At 51.9% G+C, this 23,232-nt stretch carries 15 protein-coding genes and 1 pseudogene; 11 read left to right on the plus strand and 5 right to left on the minus strand.

The features are described from left to right. The first annotated feature begins 608 nt into the window (after positions 1-608). From J8X26_RS21555 to J8X26_RS21585, 8 genes are all read left to right on the plus strand, one after another. Positions 609-1,385, plus strand: coding sequence for an RNA polymerase sigma factor (locus J8X26_RS21555; protein ID WP_244370774.1), 777 nt, complete (start codon positions 609-611; stop codon positions 1,383-1,385). Further along, positions 1,382-1,960 (plus strand): hypothetical protein, encoded by a 579-nt coding sequence (locus J8X26_RS21560; RefSeq protein ID WP_208951910.1) that lies wholly within the window; start codon positions 1,382-1,384, stop codon positions 1,958-1,960. The genes J8X26_RS21555 and J8X26_RS21560 overlap by 4 nt, the downstream gene beginning before the upstream one ends. A 4-nt stretch (positions 1,961-1,964) precedes the next feature. Then, positions 1,965-5,357, plus strand: coding sequence for a UvrD-helicase domain-containing protein (locus J8X26_RS21565; protein ID WP_208951911.1), 3,393 nt, complete (start codon positions 1,965-1,967; stop codon positions 5,355-5,357). An 83-nt stretch (positions 5,358-5,440) separates the two neighbouring features. Continuing rightward, positions 5,441-6,196, plus strand: a complete 756-nt coding sequence (locus tag J8X26_RS21570; protein WP_208951912.1) for a multiubiquitin domain-containing protein — start codon at positions 5,441-5,443, stop codon at positions 6,194-6,196. Further along, a complete protein-coding gene (locus tag J8X26_RS21575) occupies positions 6,171-7,346 on the plus strand; it encodes a ThiF family adenylyltransferase (RefSeq protein WP_208951913.1) in 1,176 nt (391 codons plus the stop codon). The genes J8X26_RS21570 and J8X26_RS21575 overlap by 26 nt, the downstream gene beginning before the upstream one ends. Positions 7,347-7,423: 77 nt before the next feature. Further along, a complete protein-coding gene (locus J8X26_RS27745; protein WP_233598607.1) occupies positions 7,424-7,801 on the plus strand; it encodes a DUF6527 family protein in 378 nt (125 codons plus the stop codon). Positions 7,802-7,916: 115 nt separating this feature from the next. Further along, a protein-coding gene (locus tag J8X26_RS21580; protein WP_374101300.1) for an IS3 family transposase occupies positions 7,917-9,085 on the plus strand; the annotation gives its coding sequence in 2 pieces (ribosomal slippage) (positions 7,917-8,172 and positions 8,172-9,085; 1,170 coding nt in all). A 70-nt stretch (positions 9,086-9,155) separates the two neighbouring features. Then, positions 9,156-11,459 (plus strand): tetratricopeptide repeat protein, encoded by a 2,304-nt coding sequence (locus J8X26_RS21585; protein ID WP_208951915.1) that lies wholly within the window; start codon positions 9,156-9,158, stop codon positions 11,457-11,459. On the opposite strand, the gene J8X26_RS21590 is transcribed toward J8X26_RS21585, so the two are convergent. The 3 genes from J8X26_RS21590 to J8X26_RS21600 all read right to left on the minus strand — a co-directional run bounded on the left by J8X26_RS21590 (position 11,456) and on the right by J8X26_RS21600 (position 16,749). Further along, the gene (locus J8X26_RS21590; RefSeq protein ID WP_244370776.1) at positions 11,456-11,773 is read right to left on the minus strand and encodes a hypothetical protein; all 318 of its coding nucleotides are present in this window, start codon (positions 11,771-11,773) and stop codon (positions 11,456-11,458) included. The genes J8X26_RS21585 and J8X26_RS21590 overlap by 4 nt on opposite strands. 712 nt (positions 11,774-12,485) lie before the next feature. After that, positions 12,486-15,986 carry a DEAD/DEAH box helicase gene (locus tag J8X26_RS21595; RefSeq protein WP_208951916.1) on the minus strand — a complete coding sequence of 1,167 codons (3,501 nt, stop codon included), beginning with the start codon at positions 15,984-15,986 and terminating at the stop codon, positions 12,486-12,488. After that, positions 15,973-16,749, minus strand: a complete 777-nt coding sequence (locus J8X26_RS21600; protein ID WP_086523376.1) for a DUF1837 domain-containing protein — start codon at positions 16,747-16,749, stop codon at positions 15,973-15,975. The genes J8X26_RS21595 and J8X26_RS21600 overlap by 14 nt, the downstream gene beginning before the upstream one ends. Positions 16,750-16,977: 228 nt before the next feature. Here J8X26_RS21600 and J8X26_RS21605 point away from each other — a divergent pair, with 228 nt between their 5' ends. Then, positions 16,978-18,270, plus strand: a complete 1,293-nt coding sequence (locus J8X26_RS21605; RefSeq protein WP_208951921.1) for a hypothetical protein — start codon at positions 16,978-16,980, stop codon at positions 18,268-18,270. A gap of 585 nt (positions 18,271-18,855) precedes the next feature. Next, complete coding sequence (locus J8X26_RS21610) at positions 18,856-19,800, plus strand: ArdC family protein (RefSeq protein ID WP_208951917.1); 945 nt, start codon at positions 18,856-18,858, stop codon at positions 19,798-19,800. 490 nt (positions 19,801-20,290) lie between these two features. Here J8X26_RS21610 and mobC read toward each other — a convergent pair whose 3' ends face one another. Together mobC and J8X26_RS21620 are read right to left on the minus strand one after the other, a co-directional pair. Then, the gene (mobC, locus tag J8X26_RS21615) at positions 20,291-21,037 is read right to left on the minus strand and encodes a MobC family replication-relaxation protein (RefSeq protein WP_208951922.1); all 747 of its coding nucleotides are present in this window, start codon (positions 21,035-21,037) and stop codon (positions 20,291-20,293) included. A gap of 11 nt (positions 21,038-21,048) precedes the next feature. Next, positions 21,049-22,920, minus strand: a complete 1,872-nt coding sequence (locus J8X26_RS21620; protein WP_208951918.1) for a type IV secretory system conjugative DNA transfer family protein — start codon at positions 22,918-22,920, stop codon at positions 21,049-21,051. 108 nt (positions 22,921-23,028) lie between these two features. Here J8X26_RS21620 and J8X26_RS21625 point away from each other — a divergent pair. Next, positions 23,029-23,232: pseudogene (locus tag J8X26_RS21625) on the plus strand (hypothetical protein); the annotation flags it as partial.

Genomic DNA, 23,232 nt, shown 5'->3' on the forward strand with positions numbered 1-23,232 from the left:
TGGCTCCTCTGACTGGGATCGCCTTCGCCAGTAACTGGCTAATAAACAAGCTAAACCTGAATTCCCTTTCTGTCAAGACCACCCTAATGACCACCAATAGTTGCGGATTCCATAAATCTGGTATGAGCGTCTCGCAGCATGGGTGAACATTACTATTTTACTCTCTAAAAATGAAGCGTAGTTAGAGGTAACGTCGAAGGCGTTTATCCTATGTGAAACTGTGTGCAAAGAGGTTTAACTGTCGGCTGAGTGCCAAAAGCAGACATTGATAACATTGAGATATGTTAATTTATGGGGAGCAAGTCAACGCTGTAAACCTGTCACCAAATTAATGATGCACAAAGGCCCATTGGATCGGGTACATTCAGCAGAACCAACACCATGTAGCTGATGCGATTCGTTAATTCAACACTCTCAATGGCTGAGGAGTTAAATCGAGCTAAATCAAGAACCTATGTTGTCTTTTAGACCATCAAACAAGAACAGACTGCTAGATGTGAAATGATAATAACGCCGGAAAATTAACCATTGTGCTTCTTTAATCTTGCGACCCCTTACTAGCGCAGAAAGCACTTATTCGACACACAAGCATTATGATGGAGGTTGCATTGATCATTCCTCTTCAAAAACAAACCGAGGGTGGAAAGCTGTACACACGCATTCCTGAGATTGAAGCCAGGTTGACAGAATTAGTAACCCTCACGGATGAAAATCTGATTCAGTTGTGTAAGCAGAGCAATACACATCCGCAATATGTGCCCAGTGAATGTCTTCTTTACTTCGTCCGGCGCAGCGCATTGACTAACCAAACTCTTTTTGATCCCCTCTTCAGGATCCTCTCAGAACGCATTTTCAGGAAGCTTCCTCGATCCGCTAATCCTGGTGGAAGTTCTGTATCAATGCTGAACAGCGACATTCAGGAGAGCGTTTTTGACCGTTTTGTTGAAATGCTCATGCTCGATAAAGCGGGTTATGATGCACGACTGGACATGTTTGAAATCCGTTTTGACAAAGCCGTTTTAAGTCTAAAAAACGATGCCCTGCAGAAGTCTTATCGGTCTGAGAAAAGAAATACTGAACTGGAGTACGATGATTCAGAGGACATTACTTCAGAGGTTGAAACTGCTTCTGAAGGTTTTAATCCTTTTGAACAAACAGATTTCAATCATTTTCATTACCGTCGTGAGCTTGATGCGGCGATTGAGACTTTACCCGATCTACAGAAGCGAATCATTGAGATGATCCGATTAGATTTTCCAATAGACTCCATCGACCCTCAAGAGATGACAATTTCCAAGGCTCTTAACAAGTCTGAAAAAACCATCCATAATCAGAAAAACAGGGCGTTTGCACGTCTGAAAAAATTGCTTGAAGGGGGCATATGATGACCGGACTTTCACCTCAGGCATCCCTGGAAGAGGTGCTGGAGTCATTTTCCATAGAGCATGATGTGGGAAAAGCGACTCTGCAAAAGTACCTCACAGCCTTCCCAGAATTTGCCAATGACCTCATAGATTTATCTCGAGAGATAGCCAGATCATCAATTGAGCATGATGCACCACTCTCTGAGTCCCAGCGCCGCTTAATCAATTCGGCTGTCACTCGCATCCAGACGTCACCGGGGAAAACAACAGGTGACCCCTTCGCCAATATCCCGGCTAAGGAAATGCGTCATCTCGCTAAATCGCTTAATCTCCCCCGGCAGGTTGTTATGGCATTTAAAGAACGAAACGTAATTGCCGAGTCTGTTCCCCGGAAGGTTATGATCAGCTTTGCTGAAAAACTTCAGACAAGCGTTCAGCACCTGTTTACATCCCTCAAACAGCCACACATGGAGGTTGCAGGGAGCTATAAGTCCAACACTAAACCGGGTGATGCAGAAAAGATTACTTTTGAACAACTGCTGCGGGATGCTGACTGGCCTGAGGACGATATCGGTCACTTAATGGAAGAGGATTGATAACGTGCAAGCCGTGGAACTGGCTCGCAAGGCCGCTGCTGCTCTACATGACCAAGCCGTTGCTTCAGGACATAATCCATGGGCACCCTATGAGTTTGCTGTTGCAGAAGCAAAACGGCGAGGCCTTGATGTGGAGAGAACCAGTAAAGGATCGCCTAATCTGAGGGGCGCACGGGCTCGCTTTATTCCAGAGGAGATGTTTATCCTCCACGAAAAATGTGCAACTCTTTTTGAACAGGCATTCCTCGTCGCTCATGAAATTGGTCATGCTGAACTTGGAGATGATGTCGAAGAGGATGAGACGAGCTATACGATAGATCCCACCAGGACATCGGAATCCTCGCCTCTGGGAGTTGAACGAGTCGTTGATTACAGCCGCAGACAGCGAAGAGAGGTCCAGATGGATCTATTTGCGCGCGAGTTTTTGCTGCCGAGGCATTTTGTCAGCACGCTTTATCTGGAAGGCCAAAGTGCTTCAAGTATTGCCGAAAGGCTTGGCGCGCCGTTTGACGTCGTTGCCCTGCAACTTTTTGACGCACTACTGTTGCCCCCGACATTGCCTGAAAATCAAAAGCCAGCAATTGAATTTCCCCTAAACGATGAACAGGCAGAAGCCGCTGCTCATCGTTGCGCTGCCTTTCTGCTTGAAGCCGGACCCGGCACAGGAAAAACACAGACATTGGTAGGCCGTGTTAAAGGACTGCTTAATGAAGGGGTTGATCCCCGTAAAATTCTCCTGCTGACTTTTTCAAATAAAGCCGCTGGAGAAATGGCTGAAAGGATTGCGCGAGTTGATAGCGCTGCTGCGGCTGCGATGTGGATCGGTACCTTCCACTCATTCGGCCTCGATTTGGTTCGCCGGTTTCACGATAAGCTGAATCTGCCGCAAGCTCCCCGAATGCTGGACCGTACAGAAGCAGTAGAACTGCTGGAGCATGAGTTCCCTAAATTAGGCTTGGTTCATTACCGCAATCTTTATGATCCAAGCCGAATTATCGCTGACTTTCTCACCGGCATATCACGCGCTAAAGATGAGGTAGTCGATGCAAGCACTTACCTTGGACTGGCGCAGGCCATGCGCGATAGCGCTGTTGAGACTGATGCCATCCTTGAAGCAGAGAAAGCGATTGAAGTCGCCAGGGTGTACGCAGCTTATGAAAGCCTCAAGCAACAGTCTGAATGTATAGACTTTGGGGACCTGGTTTCACTACCTGTAAAGCTGCTTGAAGAAAATGAAGCTATTCGCTCTCATATTCAGTCTACCTATGAACATGTTTTGGTGGACGAATACCAGGACGTCAACCACAGCAGCGTGCGACTGCTGAAAGCCATATGTGGTGAGGGTGAGAACCTGTGGGCAGTTGGGGATGCTAAGCAGTCAATCTATCGTTTCAGAGGTGCCTCTTCATTTAACATGACGCGCTTTGGAAATGAAGATTTTCCAGGCGGGATGCGATATCGGTTAAAAACGAACTATCGATCGGTACCTGAAATAGTTTCAGCATTTTCGAGATTTGCGGTGGGCATGGCTGTGGGGGATGCTGAAAGCGGGCTACACCCGAACCGGGAGAGTAATGCCTGCAAACCCGAGCTTCGCTTTGTGGGACAAGGCGTCCAGCAGTCACCTGCTCTTGCAGACGCGATACAGGAAATGCTGGATGCCGGATATCCATATCGTGATCAGGCCGTTCTCTGCACAGGCAATGAAAAACTCTCAGAAATCGGGCAACAGCTCGAGCGCTTAGGCATCCCTGTTCTGTTCCTAGGCAGTGTTTTCGAGCGTCCCGAGATTAAGGATTGCCTGTCGCTGCTTTCCCTTTTGGTGGATCGCCGCGCAATGGGCCTGGTGCGAATGGCTTGCCTGCCAGAATTTACAATGTCGCTGGAAGATGTCGGCAATATACTTGCCTGCCTGCGTGAACAAGATGACAGAGGGGACTGGAGAGAAAAAACAGATCAGTTCCAAATCTCTGAGAATGGCCATGCGGTCATAAAGCGACTGATTAAAGCACTGGATGGTTATAACGGAGCGACTTCACCCTGGACTGTGCTGGCAACTGTGCTTTTAGACAGGACACGCATAGTCGCCCGCATGGCAATGTCTCCAGCTAGCAGTGACCGCTCCCAATGTATTGCAACCTGGCAGTTACTTAATTTCTTGCGAGTCCAGCCCTCAACTGGCGAAGGATTATTTATCACCCGCACATTAGATCGCATCCGTCGTTTAGTCCGACTCGGGGACGATCGTGACCTCCGGCAACTCCCGGTAGCAGCACAAAGCATTGACGCTGTTCGCCTCATGACCATTCATGGTGCGAAAGGGCTGGAATTTCCTGTAGTTCATATACCAGGCATGAATGCAGATACCTTACCTGGTTTTACACAAAAGCAACCCTGCCCGCCACCCGATGGAATGATCGCCGGTAGAAAGTTTAATAACAAAGAGCAGCTCAGTCAGGAGCACAAGGCGGAGAGAGAATGCTTATTCTACGTTGCATTGTCGAGAGCGAAGGAACAGCTATTTCTCTATGCTGCACTGCGAAACGCTGCAGGTAGTGCACGAAGGAAATCCGAGTATCTGGACCGTATTGAGCTTGATCTGGTTCAAATGAACACAGAACCCCATCATCCGGTCATTGAGCCCCCCGAATCGTTACCAATAGACTGGGCTGTGGATGGAGACCTCAAGCTCAGTGGCGATCAGGTATCACTCTATGAGTCATGTCCGCGACGATTCTTCTATACTCACGTCCTTCAGATTGGGGGAAGGCGGACGCCCACTCCATTCTCAAAAATGCACGATGCTGTCCGAAATGTGTTCAGAGATATGATCGAGGCGGAGTCGACAATATCAACAAATATGGAAGGCAGCGTTGAGCAGGCCCTCGAAGCTGAAGGTCTGGCTGAGCACGGATATGCCCCTGAGTTTAAATCTCTGGCAATAGACATGGTGAGCTATTTCAGTTCAATTCGCGAAGGCCATTCACCTGAAACACCCAGTGTACTCACGATTAAGCTTGGGAATATTCCTGTCACCGTACAACCTGACGATGTGCTGATTCACTCAGATGGCCGACGTACGTTTCGCCGGGTCAGAACCGGACATAAAAGAGATAAAGAAGAATCGGACCTTAGCGCTGCCGCTTTTGTACTCGCAGCAAGGAGAGCCTTTCCTGACGCGATAGTTGAGTTAGTTCATGTTTCTGATAAGACTGTAACGCCGGTTGAACTGACCACTAAGGTGCTGCATAACCGGCAGGAAAAGCTTCTTGATGCCCTGAACTCTATAGGTCGGGGGGTATTTCCCGCCGAATCATCATCCCGTGTTTGTCCCTCCTGCCCGGCATTTTTCGTCTGCGGATTGACACCGCCAGGCGCGCTTCAAAAAAAATTCTAAAATAATTTACCGCTTTGGTAGCGCTGCATCGATTGAGTATTAGAGCCAGACACCGTCTGGCCAAACTCAAGGACATGCACAAGATGAACAGCCAAAATATTAACAATATCGACGATGTCGGAGAAGCGATTCGCGAAGGCCGCGAACTGCGTCCGGCAAATGCCTACCGCATCCTGTTTGCGCAGGAAAACCTGGATTTTCACGCAATTGAGATCAATGACCCAGTTCCACTGGGGCGTCAGATTCTGATTGCCGCAGGCCTGCGTGTAAATGATGGTTACAGCCTCTTCGCTATTCTTCAGACGGGCGACTTTGAAGATCTGCGACTTGATGAACCTTTCGATTTACGCGGTCGTGGCGCTGAACGGTTCGTGGCCTTCCAGACCGATCGTGATTTCAAACTTACCGTAAACGACAGCCAGGTATCGTGGGGAAAACCTGCAATTTCGGGAGCAGCACTTTATGAGCTGGCAAAACCAGCCGATGGCGATGCTGTATTTATGGTTGTCCGTGGCGGTGATGATCGCCAGATTGAACCGAATGAGGCGGTGGATCTTACGACGCCGGGCATTGAACACTTTGTAACGGCGCCAAAGCGTAAACCAAAGATTGATATCGTCGTTAACGGGCGTGAAGTTCAGGTCAGCGATAGTCATCAAACTTTCGAGCAATTTGTGGCTATCGCATATCCAGGCGAAGCCCCAACTGCAGAGATCGTTTATTCAATCACATATCGTGGAGCGGACTCAAAACCACACAGTGGTGAGTTAGCTGCGGGTGCCTATATCAACGTGAAAAACGGGAGCGTGATCAATGTCGGCCGCACTATTCAATCTTAATAGCGATCTGAAGCGCTTGCGCGAAGAAGGTTATCACGTACAAATTGTGGGTGGCTTTCTGGTCATGCGTGACGTTCCGTACGTTAACGCGCAACGGGAAGTTAAAACCGGCACGCTCATATCGAGTCTTTGCCTGTCTGGAGACGCTACTCAAAAACCGGAACCACACACTATTCACTTTGATGGAGAATTTCCATGCACTTCCCAGGGGGTGCGCATCCAGGCTATTTTTCATCAGAGTGAAGCGGTAAATCTTGGGCATGGACTGTCTGCTCAGCACTTATTCTCCAGTAAGCCTGGGCCTGAAGGTTACAGTGACTATCATCAGAAGATGTCCACCTATGCGACGATCATCTCTGGCCACGCCGCAACCCTCAAACCTGGCGTTAGCCCACGTGTTTTTAAAACCCCTGATGAGGAGGAAGGGGGCGTCTTTAACTATCTTGAAACTGCATCTGATCGGGTCGGGATCGGGGCATTAACTGCACGGCTTGAAGGTCAGCACATTGCCATCATCGGTGTCGGTGGTACAGGTTCCTATATACTGGACCAGATAGCTAAAACACCAGTCAGTGAGATACGTCTCATCGATGGTGATGATTTTCTTCAGCACAACGCTTTTCGCGCCCCCGGCGCCCCGTCGATTAACACTCTCAGGGAAGTGCCGAAGAAAGTGGATTACCTGGCGGGAATTTACGGTCAGATGCACCGTCGTATCGTGACGTATGCAGTACGGATAAGCCAGGATAGTCTTACTCTCTTGGACGGAATTACCTTTGCCTTCCTTTGTATGGACGCAGGAGAGCCAAAACGCTTAGCGATGCAGAAGCTGGAAGACATGGGCGTGTCATTCATAGACGTGGGAATGGGGCTCGAGCTGGTGGACGGATCGCTGGGTGGCATCCTGAGGGTGACGACCAGTACTCCAGAGAAACGAGATCACATTCGCACACGTGTGTCTTTTAAGGAGAGTGGCGCAGAAAACGTTTACGCTTCAAATATTCAAGTCGCCGAGTTAAACATGTTGAATGCGGCACTTGCCGTCATCAAATGGAAGAAACTACTCGGGTTTTATCGTGATCTTGAAAATGAACATAACTGTTCATATACGACTGACGGGAATATGTTACTGAATGGTGACTTACTATGATACGCCATAACCAACTGACCCCGTGTTTCGTGAAAGGGATTCCGCGAGAAATTGAACCAAGTATCCTGTATGTTTCCATGGAGTATGGCACAGTGATTCACAATTGCTGTTGTGGTTGCGGGCATGAGGTTGTAACGCCTCTGACCCCAACTGACTGGAAGCTGACTTTCGATGGCGAGACCGTGTCGCTGTGGCCATCAGTGGGAAACTGGAATTTACCCTGTCGATCTCACTATGTAATCCAGTGTAACCGCGTACTGAAAGCACCTCCTTGGGATAAAGCCAGAATCGATGCAGAGATGCGTCGAGATAAAGCGGCTAAGAAGCGTTATTACGCGCAGACTAATGCGACGGTAGCATCTGAAGAGCTGAAACAGGAGCCAACTGAGGAGCCGTCTGGGATGAGAACCGAGCCATTATCTCTTTGGAATAAGATAAGGAAGTGGCTGAGTTAGGGCAATGACTTTAACAGTGCTCAAAACTATCAGACCTGAAAATGTAGTGGCACACTGATACTGGCCACCTGATCGGAGGTGATATGCTCACCTCCACAACACGACAGGTGATCAAATGGCTAAACATTTCACGGCTGAATTTAAGCTTGAAGCAGCAAAACTGGTTGTCGACCACGGCTACACATTCGTTAAAGCCGCCGAAGCGGTTAATGTCAGCCATTCCGCGCTGACTCGCTGGGTCAATAAACTCAGACTGGAACGACAAGGGAAAACCCCTGCGGGGCTTCCTCTCACCCCTGAGCAGCTCGAGCTGCGTGAGATGAAGAAAAAAATACAACGCCTTGAAATGGAAAACGAAATATTAAAAAAGGCTACGGCGCTCTTAATGTCGGACTCACTCAACGGTTCACTGTAGTCGACAGGCTGAGGGCGCGATACCCGGTCACCACCCTGTGCCAGACTTTTAAGGGACATCGCAGCAGTTACAGACACTGGCAGACTTCGGCCAATGAGCCAGATGGGGAGCGCGTGACTAAACGCAGCCAGGTCATGGAGGCGTGGAACGCCAGCGGCGGCTCTGCCGGCGCCCGAAGCATCGCGAGCATCGTTACCCGGGACTCCGGCGTCAAAGTGGGGCGCTGGCTGGCAGGTAAGCTGATGAAAGAGCTGGGCATCGCCAGCTGCCAGGTTCCGGCTCACAAATACAAACGCGGCGGCAATGAACACGTTGAAATCCCGAACCATCTTGACCGCCAGTTCGCGGTCACCGCGCCGGATCAGGTCTGGTGCGGTGACGTGACCTACATCTGGACGGGCAAATGCTGGGCTTATCTGGCGGTGGTGTTGGACCTGTTCGCCCGTAAACCTGTGGGTTGGGCCATGTCGACATCACCGGACTCGGCACTCACGGTCAAAGCATTGCAGATGGCCTGGGAACTTCGGGGACGGCCAACAGGTGTGATGTTCCACAGCGACCAGGGTAGCCATTATACCAGCCGTCAATACAGGCAAGCCCTGTGGCGTTGCCGGATAAAGCAAAGTATGAGTCGGCGGGGTAACTGCTGGGATAATGCGCCAATGGAGCGGTTCTTCCGCAGCCTGAAAACAGAGTGGGTTCCGACAAAGGGTTACAACAGCTTCAGCGAAGCCCAGGGCGCGATCATCCGCTATATCACGGACTACTACAGCAGCATCCGGCCTCACTGGTATAACGGCGGCTTAACGCCAAACGAATCTGAGCGACTGTTCTACATACAGTCTAATGCGGTGGCCAGTATTAGTTGACCACTACACCTTTTGGTGGTTCGATGACATCGCGTATTTGAACGGAAGGTACGACGAGTTCGCGAATCTGGTGATCGACACGGATCACGCCATAAACCTTGAGTTTCTTTGTAATTTAGTACAATTGCTATTCAACTCGGTCATTCATCTGCATTTGACGGTCGACGAGGCTAAGCTTGAAGAGCGCGTATCTAGATTGACCGAGAGGTTAAAGCTAATTGCTGAGAATAAAGAACGTCCAAACAATGCATTGGAGGCCCAGTCGTCCTTACTCGTCGTAGAAGTTAATCAGGCGACACTCAATAAAGACACTCAAAAACTTAGTTCGCTATGGCCGCAGTTCTCGGATGTCGTCAAGTGTGCGAGAGGTCTCGGTGAGTTTTCTGCTGAGCGTTTGACTAAAATGATTGAGGTGTTCGGGATCGTCGCCGGTAAGGACAGTGGTTATGTCCAACTGGTTGACGAGGTGGCGGCGTTTGTTTCTGAGCGTACCGGTGAGGCTCAGGGTGCGTTAGTGCTTCTCAAGCGAGCGCAACAACTCGATTTCGAAGATAACTTCGAAATGATTCGTTTGCTGGGCAAAGCCGCGCGGCAACTCACTAAAAAAGAATATGCCGACTCTCTGATCGAAGCGCTGCAACTGCTCACGTTTGCTTATCGTAGTGCAGGATTGCTCTGGGCTGCGCGGGCTACATGCATTTTTGCAATGGCTTCGATGTTCATCGAAGCCGAGGAGGACAGTGACCTTCCGGTTTCGATCGTACCCATGGTCATGACCCTCGCTTGGATTGCTGTCGAACTTCGGCATCTTCCAGACGCTCTCGAAGCCGTTCGGTTAGTTCGAGGTTGTACGGCGACACTTCCGCTCGACGACTCATCAAAAGAGCGTGTCGCGAAGCGACTTACGGAGTTCGATCTTATTCTGGCGAGCCAAATTTTAAATTTCACAGCGGAAGAACTTCAACACGTTGTGCGATTGCCTGACGTTCTTCGTGGACTCGGTCTGCAACAGAGTCGAAACTCGCTGATTTACGCCCTCGGCCATGAAGCCGAACTTCGTCGGGAGGGATCAATACCGCAAGAAGAGACGCCAGAGAGTGTGGCCGAGCTATTTACTTTGCTTGCTAGCCAACCGGCATCTAGCAACCTGCATGGTCCTGTCATCTTTAACGAGGCAGACTCGCAGTGTCTTGTCTCAAGAGTGCTAGGCATTCGTGTGGCTGTCTTTCACCCGTGCTCCGATGCCTTAGTTCTTGCCGCAGAAGCAGTAATAGGTTCCGTCGAAGCATTTTTTGCAACCGCAATCGAAAGCGGCGCCGCAGCGCATACAGAGAACTTCACTATCTCACTTCAAGATAGTTCTGAAGTGCTGGCACCGGACTTTACGATCAATACTGATGAAATGACGGCGATAGTTCGCTGGCCGACTGGACTGTTACCCGCTACATTTGCCCGACAGGCCGAAGTCCAGAAGATGTTGATCGGATTGGCTGCTGAGATTTTTGCTGCCACTTGCTACGTGGAGGATATGCGGAAAACGCTCGAACATCTCTTCGGCAATGAGGCGGTGCTTGACCGCATCAGCATGGTCGTAGTTGTCGGCAATAGTCGGCAACGCGTATACAAGGAAGGACTATCGAAGCTCAGCGATTGGACGCAGATGGCGATATCGGAGTTCACTCTTGAGCCGTCGCGTCCCGTAATCACCCACCGTTTATTAGACACGTTTGAGGATCAAGAAAGTCGCTCGACGGTAGGAAAACGAAGTGCCCCGTTCCCAACAAGCGACCATCGCGATCTTGGTGTTCGCTCTGTTATAGATGTTCATCTTTGGAGTCAAGCCGGTTGGTCCGGAACTGCTTTTACTCATTGGGGGCCCTCGTATCCTCCAGGGGTTGCGCTCATGTTTAAGCACGAGGATGCCGCCAGGAAGATCTTTGCACGTTGGCGTGAACGTCTAGGAACGGTCGATAAGCAGGACGAAATTTACATGGCGATTCTGCGTGGAGTCTCTGTTGACCATCCGGCGCATTACCGTGTTCTTATCACTTCCAGGCTTTCTAATGATGAGGGCGAAACGTCAGGCAAGACCTTCATGATGGCATCACGTATGCAAACCATGCATGCAGAAACCGATGTCAACCTGAGCCGCTTTCTTGATATTTATAGGCAGTCACGCGCGTATTTGCTTCTTCCCGCGATATTTAATGGAGGGGCTGAGCCGAAGTTTATTCCAGAGCTTGCAATCCTAAAGCGGGAGCTTAGTGTAAAGAACGCTATCGACGTGACCGAGCATGACGTTGAGGTGATGGCACTTGGGGCGGAAGAGTATCGCCGTCGGTTCGGAACGTCTGGGCCCAGCAACAGAAGTTAGGTACTGTTATCTGATACTGCAATGAGCCCATTGACGGGGCGTGTCCTGCGTAGTGTGACGTCTGGCCCTGTTGATCTGCTGCCGGAGCGCGAGGATTGTTTGCGTTCCTCGATCCACGCTTCTACTTCGGCTAAGAGGACTATCTGCCGCAGCTCTTGGCGGTGGATAGTGCGACGAAATGACAGAACGCCATGTTTCGTAAATTGCGGAAGGTCGCTATAGGCGTTCGAACCGGGCAGGGGAAGAGATACAGGCTGTGGGTGAGTTTCGACGGCAATGTCGTGACCGATTTTCTCAAACGGGTTATTCTGCATATCGAACTCCGTGATCGTTTGGCGATTCAAGATTCGTCACCAAGATCTGGTGGCTTTCATTGGCTTTCATTGGCTTTCATTGACTATCGCGGAAACTCACTGGAGCGTAGCGAGGCGTACTGAAGACAAATAGTCGAAGAAAAGGGAGCGAGGACTGCGACGATAATGGTTTCTCCGGTTCATTTCGAGGACTACAGTGGTAACCAGTTCGAGCGCCTCGTTTTTGCGTACCACGTGCGCGCTGACTGGCATGACCTGATCTGGCACGGCCAATCAGGAGGTGATCGAGGGCGGGATATCTCTGGTATCGAACCATTTGATGCGCAGCCGGCATGCAAGACCATCATCCAATGCGCGAACCGGGACACGTTGACGCTTGCAAAAGCCAAGGACGACATGAGCAAGGTGGTCAAAGCCACGGGCGGGGTCCCGCTGCGGACCAGGATGTCAGCTCGGTGCGGTTCTCCCGTCGCTGAGTCGCGCAACGCGACTTCGCGGAAGGACATATCGAAGTGTTCTTTCCAACCGAGGTGCCAAGCTCACTCCAGGGATCACAGTCGTCCGCCTTATGCCGCCAGTGGGGCGCATTCTCGACAGGCATAACGGCGTTTAGCACGTCGCCACAGTCGCGTCAGGTTGCTCGCTCTCCATTCGCGACAGGTACGCGCTTCTGGTCGTCGATCCAGGCATACAGCATCTTGGCCGTTCCCTTTTAGGAGTCGGCAGCCGGCCAACGCAACTTTCCGCGCCCGACGCGTAGAGCATCCACGAGCCGGGTTTTGCCCGGCAACCGTCCAGAGAATAGGCTGGGCTTGGGATCAACCGCTGGCTTCTTGAAGACGGCGATCCGCTGGTAGTCGGGGGTTACCAGCCAAGTCCGCGCGTCCCCTTCGTCGGTGACGATTCGATAGAGTCCAGCGGGCGGGGAGGACTCGGTATCGAGTAGGCGCTTGTAGCGTTCGACGGACCATTTCTGGATGCCTCCGCTGAGAGCTTCGGTTCGGAAGCGGGCCCATAACGCGGAGGTGTCGGGTGTTGGCCAGTCGCCTGCGTCGGTTTTGGCCGTAATCTCGTCGGATTCAAGCCAGGCCCGCATTTCTGCGGGCGTGACGAAGACTGGCTCAGCATCTTCGATGGCCGCCATTGCCGCGCGCCGTGACGGCAGGCCTGCGCGGATCAGCATCGCCATCATGAACTGGGGGACACCGGTTTCGACCGCAGCCGCAGCACCGCCCGCCACCGTATCCGGCGACCAGCCGAAGGAAATGCGCCGAGTGCGGACGGCTTCTAACGCCCAGACTAGCCGATAGGTGAAGGCATCTTCGACCGCCCGCATGTTCTGCGGTCCGATCTTGGAGACTTCTTCCCCGGACACCCAACTACGTAGGATAGCTTTCCAGTTCGGCGGCAGCGCGTTCGCCTTGTCAGGGATAAAGGGCCGCATGAACAGCAGGCGTTCGCCGAGTCCGCCGAGAGCATCGGCGAGTTCGTTGATGTCGCCGCTCAACGCTGCACTGTCTGCCTTGTCGATGAGTTCGGCCAGCTCGTCCGCCATAGCGTCGATGAGGAGGCCAGCTTCGAGCCCAACTCCCATAGCGAAATGCCCGCGTCGCGTTGGGGTGGTGGTGGCTTTCCAGATGAGACCAGCGCGTGCTTCGAATACCTTCCGGTGCAGGGGAGCGACATCCTCGTCCTCCCGAGTAATTTGGCGAGCCCAGAGTGACCCCCTGAGCGCCTCGTCTAGAAGCTTAGGTAGATCGGCGCGATCAGCGTCTAGGGCTTCGATCAGACCGAATACGGTGGCGTCGAGGCGTTCGACGAGCTGAGACAGGGGCTCCTCGTCGATGGTTTCCTCCTCGTCGTCCGTCTCGTCTTCATCGTCGGTGGTAGCGTCGTATTCCACTGCGGCGGCCAGTCGTTCTGCCACCCCTGCTTCTTCGTCAGGTGACCTCCAAGCCTCGCGGGCGTTGGCGAGATATTCCCAGGCGTCATCTCGATCCAAGACGCCCTCGCGCGATAGACGCTCAAGGATTTCGGCAACGATCTGGATAAGGCCGCTTTTAAGCATCCTGGCCTTGGCAGAGGCGACCATTTCCCTCCATTCTTTCTTTCTCCATTTGATTTTGTCGAACATGACATGGACGATCAGCCCCTCGACATCGACGAATGCACGTCCGGCGCGGCCGGCCACGTTCGCGAACTCCTCGCCTTTGATCTTCTCTGAGGCGCGATATAGCGAGGGCACAAGCAGCACGGCAGCGTTGAGATTGAGGCCCTGCGAGAGCGTCGGCGAAGCGACAATAATCTTTAGCGCTCCTTCGGATAGGAGCAGTTCCAGTTCGCGTAGGAACGGGCTCGGCAGTCGGCCGTGATGAATGGCAACGCCCACCTTCAGGCTGGCCACGGCTGGGTGATCCTCGCCCAACCATTCCTTGCCGACTTCTAGGGCGCGGGCAATCGGAGCCTCGTCTTCCAGCAACGAGTCCACATAGCCGCGCTTGCAGAGGTCCACGACTTGTTTACCGTAGCTCTCGACCCAGTTTGCTTGGGTAGAGAAGATCAAGGTGCGCTTGCCTTGGCTCGCGAACTCCCATGCCGCGAACAGAGCGAGGTGCGAGTTCTTGCGTGGATAGGCCTTCTTCTCCTTCCCTAGCGCTGGTTTTTCCGCGACGAATTTGTCAAGGAAGGGGCCATCGTCGTCTAGATCGAGTCGTAGCAACGCGTCCTTACCTCGCCAGGTAAGCGCGCCGAATCTCTGGCGCGTTGGGCGCCAGTCGGAACGCACAGGCTCTCCGGGTTCGTCGGAACGAATCCATGCGGTAAGGTCGTCGAGTTCGTCGCCGCTTGGCAGGATCGCGGAAAGGCAAACTATTCGGCGCTCTGCCGCATCCGTACGCCTAAGTAGGCGCTGCACGAGCGTCTCATAGCGGATTTCGCGCTCACTAGGGCCGATCATGTGGCCTTCGTCGAGGACGATTAGGCCGACATCGTCAATCAGCGTCTGGTCGCTTCTCAGCGCGAAGTCGAGTTTTTCGGGCGTCGCAATGATGATCTCCCGTGTGCGGAGGGCGTCTTCATCACCGGCCGAAAGGCCGCTGGCGCCGTAGAGAGAAGAGACACCAAACCCCAGTGGCGCGAAGGTCTTCCTGAAGGATCGTTCGGTCTGGGCCGAAAGAGCGCGCAGCGGTGTGACGATCAGCACCCGGCGTTCGGAGGAAAGGGTCATTAACGCGGCAATCTCTGCCACCCGTGTTTTGCCCGCGCTGGTCGGCAGGGCGACGACCAGATCGTCCGTGACGTCTGTGGAGCGCTGGGCGGCTTCGCGCTGTGATGGCCATAGCTCCACCTCCGAGGTCTTGCGGGCGTAAAGTGAAGATATAAACAACCGCCGCAGGTCGGGATATTTTTCCTCCGCACCCTCGGGTGGCTCAGTCGGCAAATTCTGATGTAGCGAGTGTTGCCACAGGTCGTCGATCAGGTGACGGCAGAGGTTCGAGATCCACCACAGCGGGACGTTCTCAGCGTTGTTGGCAAGCTCGACAGCGGTGGTAAGCAGCCCTCGTGCGGTTTCGATCGGCTCGACCTCGCCGGTTTCAAGCGCGAAATCGAAAAATGCTAGGGCACGGCAGATCGTCGTATTGAGAATTGTCGACAGCACTTCGTCGACGTCAGTGTCTTCGCCCTGCAGCGCCGTCGCGATCTGCTCATCGCTGTGAGCCCCGTCATCCAGCCAGTCGCGAACGAAGCCGCGAAGTTGGTTGAGATCGCGCAGTATCAAGTGTTGGATCGCTATTTCGCCGGGTGAGACGTTAAGGTCTTCCTCTGTCTCGTTGAAGATTGAAAAGGCAACGGCCGAGAAGCCAGCTAGATGGTAGGCTGCAGCTGCAATGGTGCGGCGGAATCCTCGTTCAGGCGACTCTGGATTACCATTGCGCACCAGAGCTTCGAAGGCGTTGGCTGCGTGTTCAAAGGCCTTGCTAGTGAGTTCCGAAACACCAGCTTGAGCCCGCAGTGCCATTGCGCCTCGAAGCAGGGCAAAACCGTGCTCGGCAAGATCTGTTTCGATGGTTGCGCCAAGTGGCGGAGCATTTCGCGGCAATACACCATCCTTGCGCATCAACGACCAAGCTGCACCGCGATAGAGGAGACGCCCGAGAATACCGTCAACTGTAGCAGCCGTCAGGAAGGTGTTTAATTCTTCAGTCGTCTCCAAGATCTTCCGCCTCTAGGTACATTGCTGCAATGAAATCCTGATGGTCTTTGACGTGAATGTTCACGACGTAGTGGTCCCTGTTGACTCCAGCGGCTTCAAGGTTCTCTTTCAGGGAAGCGTGAGGGCCGTTACCCGACACGGTGAAGAGCATATGGTCGATTCGATCGGCTCGCATGGACTTAAGACCCACTTCGTCGCGAAGATCGCGACCCAGTGCGTTATCGCCAGCGTCGTTGCTCTCCAGCAGGCGATTGGCGACGAACAGCAGCGAGTCAGGCGTGCAGCGGCCATTGTCGCGGTCGAGGACCTTGCGGGCGGCGGTGACCGTGGTTTTGCCAAGCTTCTGGTTACTTTTAGCTTCACCTTTTAGCAGGCAGAGCTTATCGCCTTGGTAGCCCGCGCCGATGAAGTCATCGCCGCGCATGGCCATGTTACGGCCGTCCTTGTAACGGAGCCGGCGCACGGGTACCCGCAGACCGATTTCTTCCTCCACTAGTTCAGTCGCAAGGATTTCGCCGAGGTCGCCAGAGCGGCCCTTGGGGGTATTAGGCATTGCCTCGCTGAGGATCTTGGCAGCAACCTTGTATCCTAGTCGCCCTACGTCATCGGCGATGCGTTCAAGTCGGTCGTAGTGCGAGCGAATGGTCTCAGCAAGGTCCTCCCGGATATCATCGCGGCCGCCGTCCTTCTCGACATACGTCCAGTAATACTTGCGTTCGTCATTTTCTTTAATAGACTCACACCACTTCTCATATAGCCCCACGGCGCTTCTCCCGATCAATCAGTTCTGATAACGTCAAGATTTTCCCGATTCGAAATCGGCTTATTGAAAGAACCCATCGTCAGCGCTTTACCACGTATCTTGCAAAATGGCGTCAATCTCTTCCCGCTCAGTTTCAGTCGCGCCAATCAATGGGAAGCCGCTCAGATTTCTTTCAATCACCAACAGGCAAAGATTTCAGATAATGTACCCTATAGGAGGGGAGACGCAATGTCAGAGATTAATCCACACGATGCCGCGCAGACTTTGCCCCAGGATCGGGAAACGCTGTACCACTTGGTCTGGAGCGAGCCCGCGGAACGTATAACTGTGTTGTATGACATCAGTACTGAGTTACTGGCAAAACGATGCAGCGAAATGCGGATACCCAGGCCGCTTGCCGGTTACTGGAAGGCACTTGCGAATGGGACTGCGCCTGCAATTCCAGCTCTGCCCGCTCTGAGAAAGGGTAAGGTGGAAAAGGGACGAGAGAATGGCAATTCATCAATGCAATTTCCTGCCATTACGGTATCAAAATCAGCATCTTCAGTCGCCCCAAAGCAAGCTTCTGTTACGAGTAATGGCTATGGATTGATAAATGATCTCAAAACGTATCTGCCAGTCTCTTCGGTTACAGAAGATGGCTATTATAAACCTCTGAAAAAGAAATTACTGGATCTCAACGTTTCTGATACGGGATTTGAGCACGCAATTGAGTTCCTGAGCCGGTTCATTGAAGCTCTGGGGAAAAAGGGTTATCGGGTAACGCTGGATGCTCCGGGAGAAAGGCTACATCGTACGGATATTGATATTATGGAAGATCTAAAAGCGGGAGGATATCGCTTGGAGAATTTATGGCGGCCTTATACGCCAAGTATTATTTGTGTCGGTAATATGTACTTTGCGTTTAATCTTGCTGAAATGACGGAGTATGTTCCGGCGAAAAAAGTCAAAAACCGCTATATTCGTGACGAACAGATGGGACGGTGGATTCGGGGGAAAAATAGTGAGTTTTTGATACACGTATCAAAACATACTCTACCTACCGGACGATTTCTGTTGCAGCTTTACTCGCCTTATTCTTCCGCAGAATGGTTGGTACCGTTCCGGCAGACGAAACAGTGCGGGTTAATTAGCCAGATCCCTAAGATGATTTCGGCGATGCAGAAGGCTGTTCCGCTAATTTCAAAGCAGCTAGAAGAGGCCAGAATCAAAGCTGAGGAGCGGTGTGTCCAGCGTGAGCGGGAATTAGCCATATATCTTGAAAAGGAGCGGATAGGTCGGGAACAGGAAGCATACCGTGCCAGCCGTGCCGAGCTCAAATCTATTATGGTTCAGTGGGCTGAAGATAAACGACTGGAACAGTTTTTTCACGAAGCAGAATCAGATACGGCAACGCTTGATGTTGAGCAAAAGGTGCAGGTTATGAAACGGCTACAACTGGCTCGCCAGTTCCTGTCAGAGGATACGGCGATTGAAAGGTTGCTGAAGTGGAAAACGCCGCAAGAGCGCTTAATAAAATAATAATATTATTATTCCGTAGGTTATAGGTTATAGGTTATAGGTTATAGGTTTCAGGGGTGAGGGGTGTCATTCAGCGCAAAATATTACTGGCTGACGGTTAGGTTCAAGCAATGAGTAATTTAATACTACCACCCTTAATCAGCCGCTCGCTATACCTCTCTTTCATTGGGATTTGTAGTACGGCAGTAGTCCGGTCCCCTGCATGCGAATATCGGATATCCAGAGCGAGTATACCGGTTGTAGCCGTTGCGTAATGATTAAAAACAGGATTATGAAGTCCGCTACTCTTTAAAACCGACTGACAGTTCAGGTCTGAACTAATGCCGTTAAATCAAAATCCCAAACCCCAAACCTATGTCACCGCCGCGAACCAAGGGGCGCTACGCCTGGTTATGCCGGTCAGATTTTATCTCCCATGTGATTTCCGTTCCCGTATCAGCTTCCGGTTAATCGTTTCCCAACACAGCCCGTCCTGCAAGGGTAAATGGCACACATTCTGCGCCCTTGCATGCCGGAACGATGCCGGGAAAGCGAACCGTCAGGCGATGCGAAGACGAAAATCACACCACTGACGGAGAAAAAACCATGACTATTTCCCTGCATACCCAGACTAGCGCCCCTAACACCGCAACGGCGACCAGCGTATCCCCGCTGGAGCAGTCAGGCTCCTCAAAAACGAAATTTTCCAGAACCAAAACAGATATTTATCAGACAGTCACTGACAGCATCATTTCTGCCCTTGAAACAGGCGTTAAGCCGTGGTCCTGCCCGTGGCAGCGCGTACCAGGCATGTCAGGATTACCTTCAAACTACGCGACTGGTGCTGCTTACAGTGGAATGAATATCATGTTGCTATGGTGCAGTGCCTCAAAACAGGGATTCAGTGATTCGCGCTGGATGACCTACAAGCAGGCAAAAGCGGAAGGCGGGCAGGTGCGCAAGGGAGAACACGGCACTACCGCCATTTTCTATACCACGCTGGAAAAGGAAAATGACGACGGAGAAACTGACTATATCCCGATGCTGAATACGTTCACCGTGTTTAATGTTGAGCAAATTGATGGTTTGCCTCTGAGTGACGAGGCCGTTTGTCCGGCAGAGACCTTTGAGCCGTTACCGCGTGCGGAAGCGCTTTTCCGTAACAGTGGTGCAACCATCATTGAGAAGGGACAAAACGCCTTTTTTGCACCGTCAACCGATGAAATCCGTTTACCGGAACGTTGTCTTTTTACCGATGCTGCCAATTTCTACGCCACCGGTCTGCATGAGCTGATTCACTGGAGCGGGGCAAAAAGTCGGCTGAACCGTGAAATGAAAGGGAAGTTTGGCAGTGAGGGGTATGCGTTTGAGGAGTTGATCGCCGAACTGGGAAGCGCGTTCCTGATGGCGGATCTGGGGATCGTTGGAGAGGTGCAGCATGAAAGCTATATCGCTTCCTGGCTGAAAGCACTGAAGAACGACAAACGCTATATTTTCAAGGCCGCCAGCGCGGCATCCAAAGCGCATCGTTATTTGGTGGATAAAGCCTGAGGGCAGGGGGAAAGAAGCCACAAAAGAATGTAGCTTTAATCTTGTAGGTAAGTGGGCAGAGTAAAGCTTGTTTCAGGGGGGTATAATTCCCCCTGAGAATTTTCCTGGTACTTGATGCCAGGAAAATTCTCAGGCTGCAGGGCGGGCGGCAAAGAGCCCGCTCAGCCCTTTATAAATATTGCCTCAGACTTGATCTGGCAGTGTTCTCTGTTAAAACAAAATTCAACCTTACAGTCGGCAACGACCTAAGGGAGAGGTTTCAAAAGCTTACTCTTATCGAAATGTATGAAACAATGGGGAGCAGGTCACGTCATCCATGTGACCAGCGCTTTTGCGCTCATTTCGGTTAGTACGTCCGAAAGTCGGTCAGTTTCTCTGTTCATTCTGGACTCCTGTCTATTCTGATGATGGGGGAGTATTTCGGTAGGGCATTACTTCTGGTCGTTGCACTGCTGGTGGGCTGGTTGGGGCAGTTGGTGATACAGAACAACTATATGAAGTTGCCTAAACCCAGCCGTTGCAACTCGTCGAGCGTGTAGATGCGGAAGACATTTCGGTGGCGGGTTTCCAGCGGGATGTGCTGGTGGTTAACGATGACGTGCCGGATGCTGTCAAACAACCGTTCAAGACCGCGCTTTTTCTGCGGATCCGGCACGATATAGAAAACGTAAATCCAGTCTTTACGGGTCCGGGCCAGTAAATGGCTGGCGATGATCGACTGATAACGGGCTTTAGTTTTTAGGCGGCGCTCGGTCTCTATGGCGATCACGGTGCCGCCGGGAAAGGTGATCAGCCCATCCGGCCGGTGACTGACCTGGTAACGACTGAGGAAGGTTGTGCGATCGCCGTTGATCCACCCGGATGCGCCTTTTTGCTCAAGGATGATCCGGGCGACCTGATTATCGAGGTGATGCTCCAGCGTCCAGCCGGTAACTTTTGACGGCTCAAACCGCGCCGGGAAAAGTGCATCGTCGGGTGTTAACACAACGGCTATCCCGTCACTGGTAATGCCCCACAATGAAATTTTCATCGTGCGTGATACCAGGACGTGCTTTTGTATTAACCCCATGCCCTCGACTTTTGAAAGCAGGGAATACAGCGATTTATGATCCCTGAAGCCGAAGAGAAGCATCAGTGTTTTAAAGTCACTGTACGTCTCTTCTTTCAGGAAATTCAGCAGTTTTTGTATTTTTTCGCGGTGTCGCGTCTGGCGTTCGCGGTATGCGGTGATCAGCATCATTCCCCCCTTTAAAAATCCAGCAATGACGGGTTATCCTCTTTATCGGCAAACGGTGTTGTTGTATCTTTTTCGTCCGTATCAAAAAAAAGATCAGGCCGAGTTTTGGTGATATCCGGCGTTGATGACGGTCGGGGGGAGGTTTCCTCCTCGTTAAAATCCAGGGTGATGTTTACCGTTGCGGCGGTGGCGGCAATCGCGGGCGGCACTGCACTGATCTCCAGTTCGCGTTTTTTCACCCTGATGGGCGAAATCAGCGAAGCAGCCGGGAGTGCTTTTGTCGTAAAGATGAAGCTGACAAAATCGGGTAGGTTCAAGATCATATTGCTGTCGGTAAAGAAACGCTCGGCCTGCCTGATGGTGCGTTCATCGTCGATAGTCTCTGTCAGCACGGCATCGGTTTTCGCTTTGCGGACCTCATCATCGACTAATATGGTGCCTGACATCCTGGCTACCCATTCCGCGGTGTCCGGGTCCATGACACGGTAAACCAGTTTGAATTTGGCGTTCTCAACCACCGCACCGACAACGGCGTCACCTTTCAAATCTGCCGGACAATCTTTTAAATCGGCAATCGACTGATGGTCCATAATAATATGCACGCCTTTATCGCGTGCCGCGCCTAAACCTTCCAGCGCGGGCCTGGATAAATGGTATTTCAGTTCCGAAAGATAAATAGCAATGGGGCGGGGCACGTCTTTCACTCGCTCACGCCTTTCTGCCAGCTGGTACAGGCGAACCAGCAGCATGCGCTGCGCGGTAATGATTTTGCTGTTGCGCATTGAACCAATCACATAACAGCAACCACCTTCCTCAAATATCGTATTAAGCGAAAATCCGGTGGGGGCATTAATGGCATTGAGTAAGGCCAGCTCTTCAATTTTCCCGAAAAAGGCTTTTATCTTATCTGCAATGCCCTGAACGTAGTCTCCGTTATACACATCCCGAATGGTTGAGGCAGTATTACGGGTGACAAACTGCGCGGCTATCCGGGCCGCTTTCCGGTCATCAATGCGATAAAAGTCCGACTCCTGACCTTTCTCTGCCAGACTGAAACCAGCAACAAAAAGCTCTTCCAGTTCATCGGCGGTGATCTCTTCAATCAGGTTTAACTGGTATGCCTGTTTCCTCAGGTCAATTAAGGCAAAGGGCTTCCCTGCATCTTCACAGGCTTTTCGGTAAAGGTGTGGTGCCCATTCATCATCCTTGGGGTCCATAACAAATACGCCTTCACCGGCCAGAATACTTTGGTAAAGTAATATCCCGGTGGCAACGCCTTTACCGGCGCCGGTGGTGCCGATGATATCCGCGTGTTGTTTTTGCCAGTCTTTTAACGGCAGGTACATCGGCTGAATATCGCGGTCCATGCCAATAAATAACCCTTTGTTCAGGTCGATATAATCCAGCGGGTCATAATGCAATGTTTCCGGCAGCAGGGATTTCACAGTACGGACATCGGTGCGTAATTCCCGTTCAAGCGTGGTTTTCCTGACGAGGCGTTTCTTTATTTTATCTAATTCAGGGGTTAATACCCTGCGCAGCAGAATATGGAAAATAAAACCTGTTACGGTAAAGGTAATCAGCACCGGCCATGCCAGAACGGGAATGCTGGCGATAACACGGCCCCGATAAAGCCACTGGAAAATCCAGATAAGTACCGGCCCCATCGTACCGCAAAGAAAACAGACTATGGAGAAAGCAATAATCAGCTTTTGCCACAACGGGGCTTTTTGCCGTTCATCGCTTTTCATCGACGCGAAAAACGGCATCGTCAGCCCCGATAACAGCGCCAGCATCAGCTGATGCTGTTGCATAAAAGCAATGAAGCTCAGCGCGCCATTCACTATCGGCGACAGTGAAACGGCCAGCTTATTCAAAATCACGATGCCTCCTTCGTCAGCGGTTCTCCCCATGACATCGCCCCATCAATTCGCCCCACGGTGTCGGGCGAAAAGGCGGGGCGAACGTCCGGGGTAAAGAAGGTGGCCGCTATGCGGCCATGTGCAGGAAAGCATGCTTTACTGCTCGAAACGGCCTGCGCCAGTTCATGCGGGCTGGACGCCCTTATGATATGTCGCATGGGGGTAATGTCGCAGCTGGACGCCACGCCAAAACCCCCAACGTCAACGGCGGCACACCGTCGCCCGCTACGCGCGACCACCCCCTTTAAGACGGTCGCTTTCGCCTTTTTCTTC

The sequence above is a fragment of the Rahnella sp. ChDrAdgB13 genome, assembly GCF_017655185.1.
Taxonomy (GTDB): Bacteria; Pseudomonadota; Gammaproteobacteria; order Enterobacterales; family Enterobacteriaceae; genus Rahnella; species Rahnella contaminans.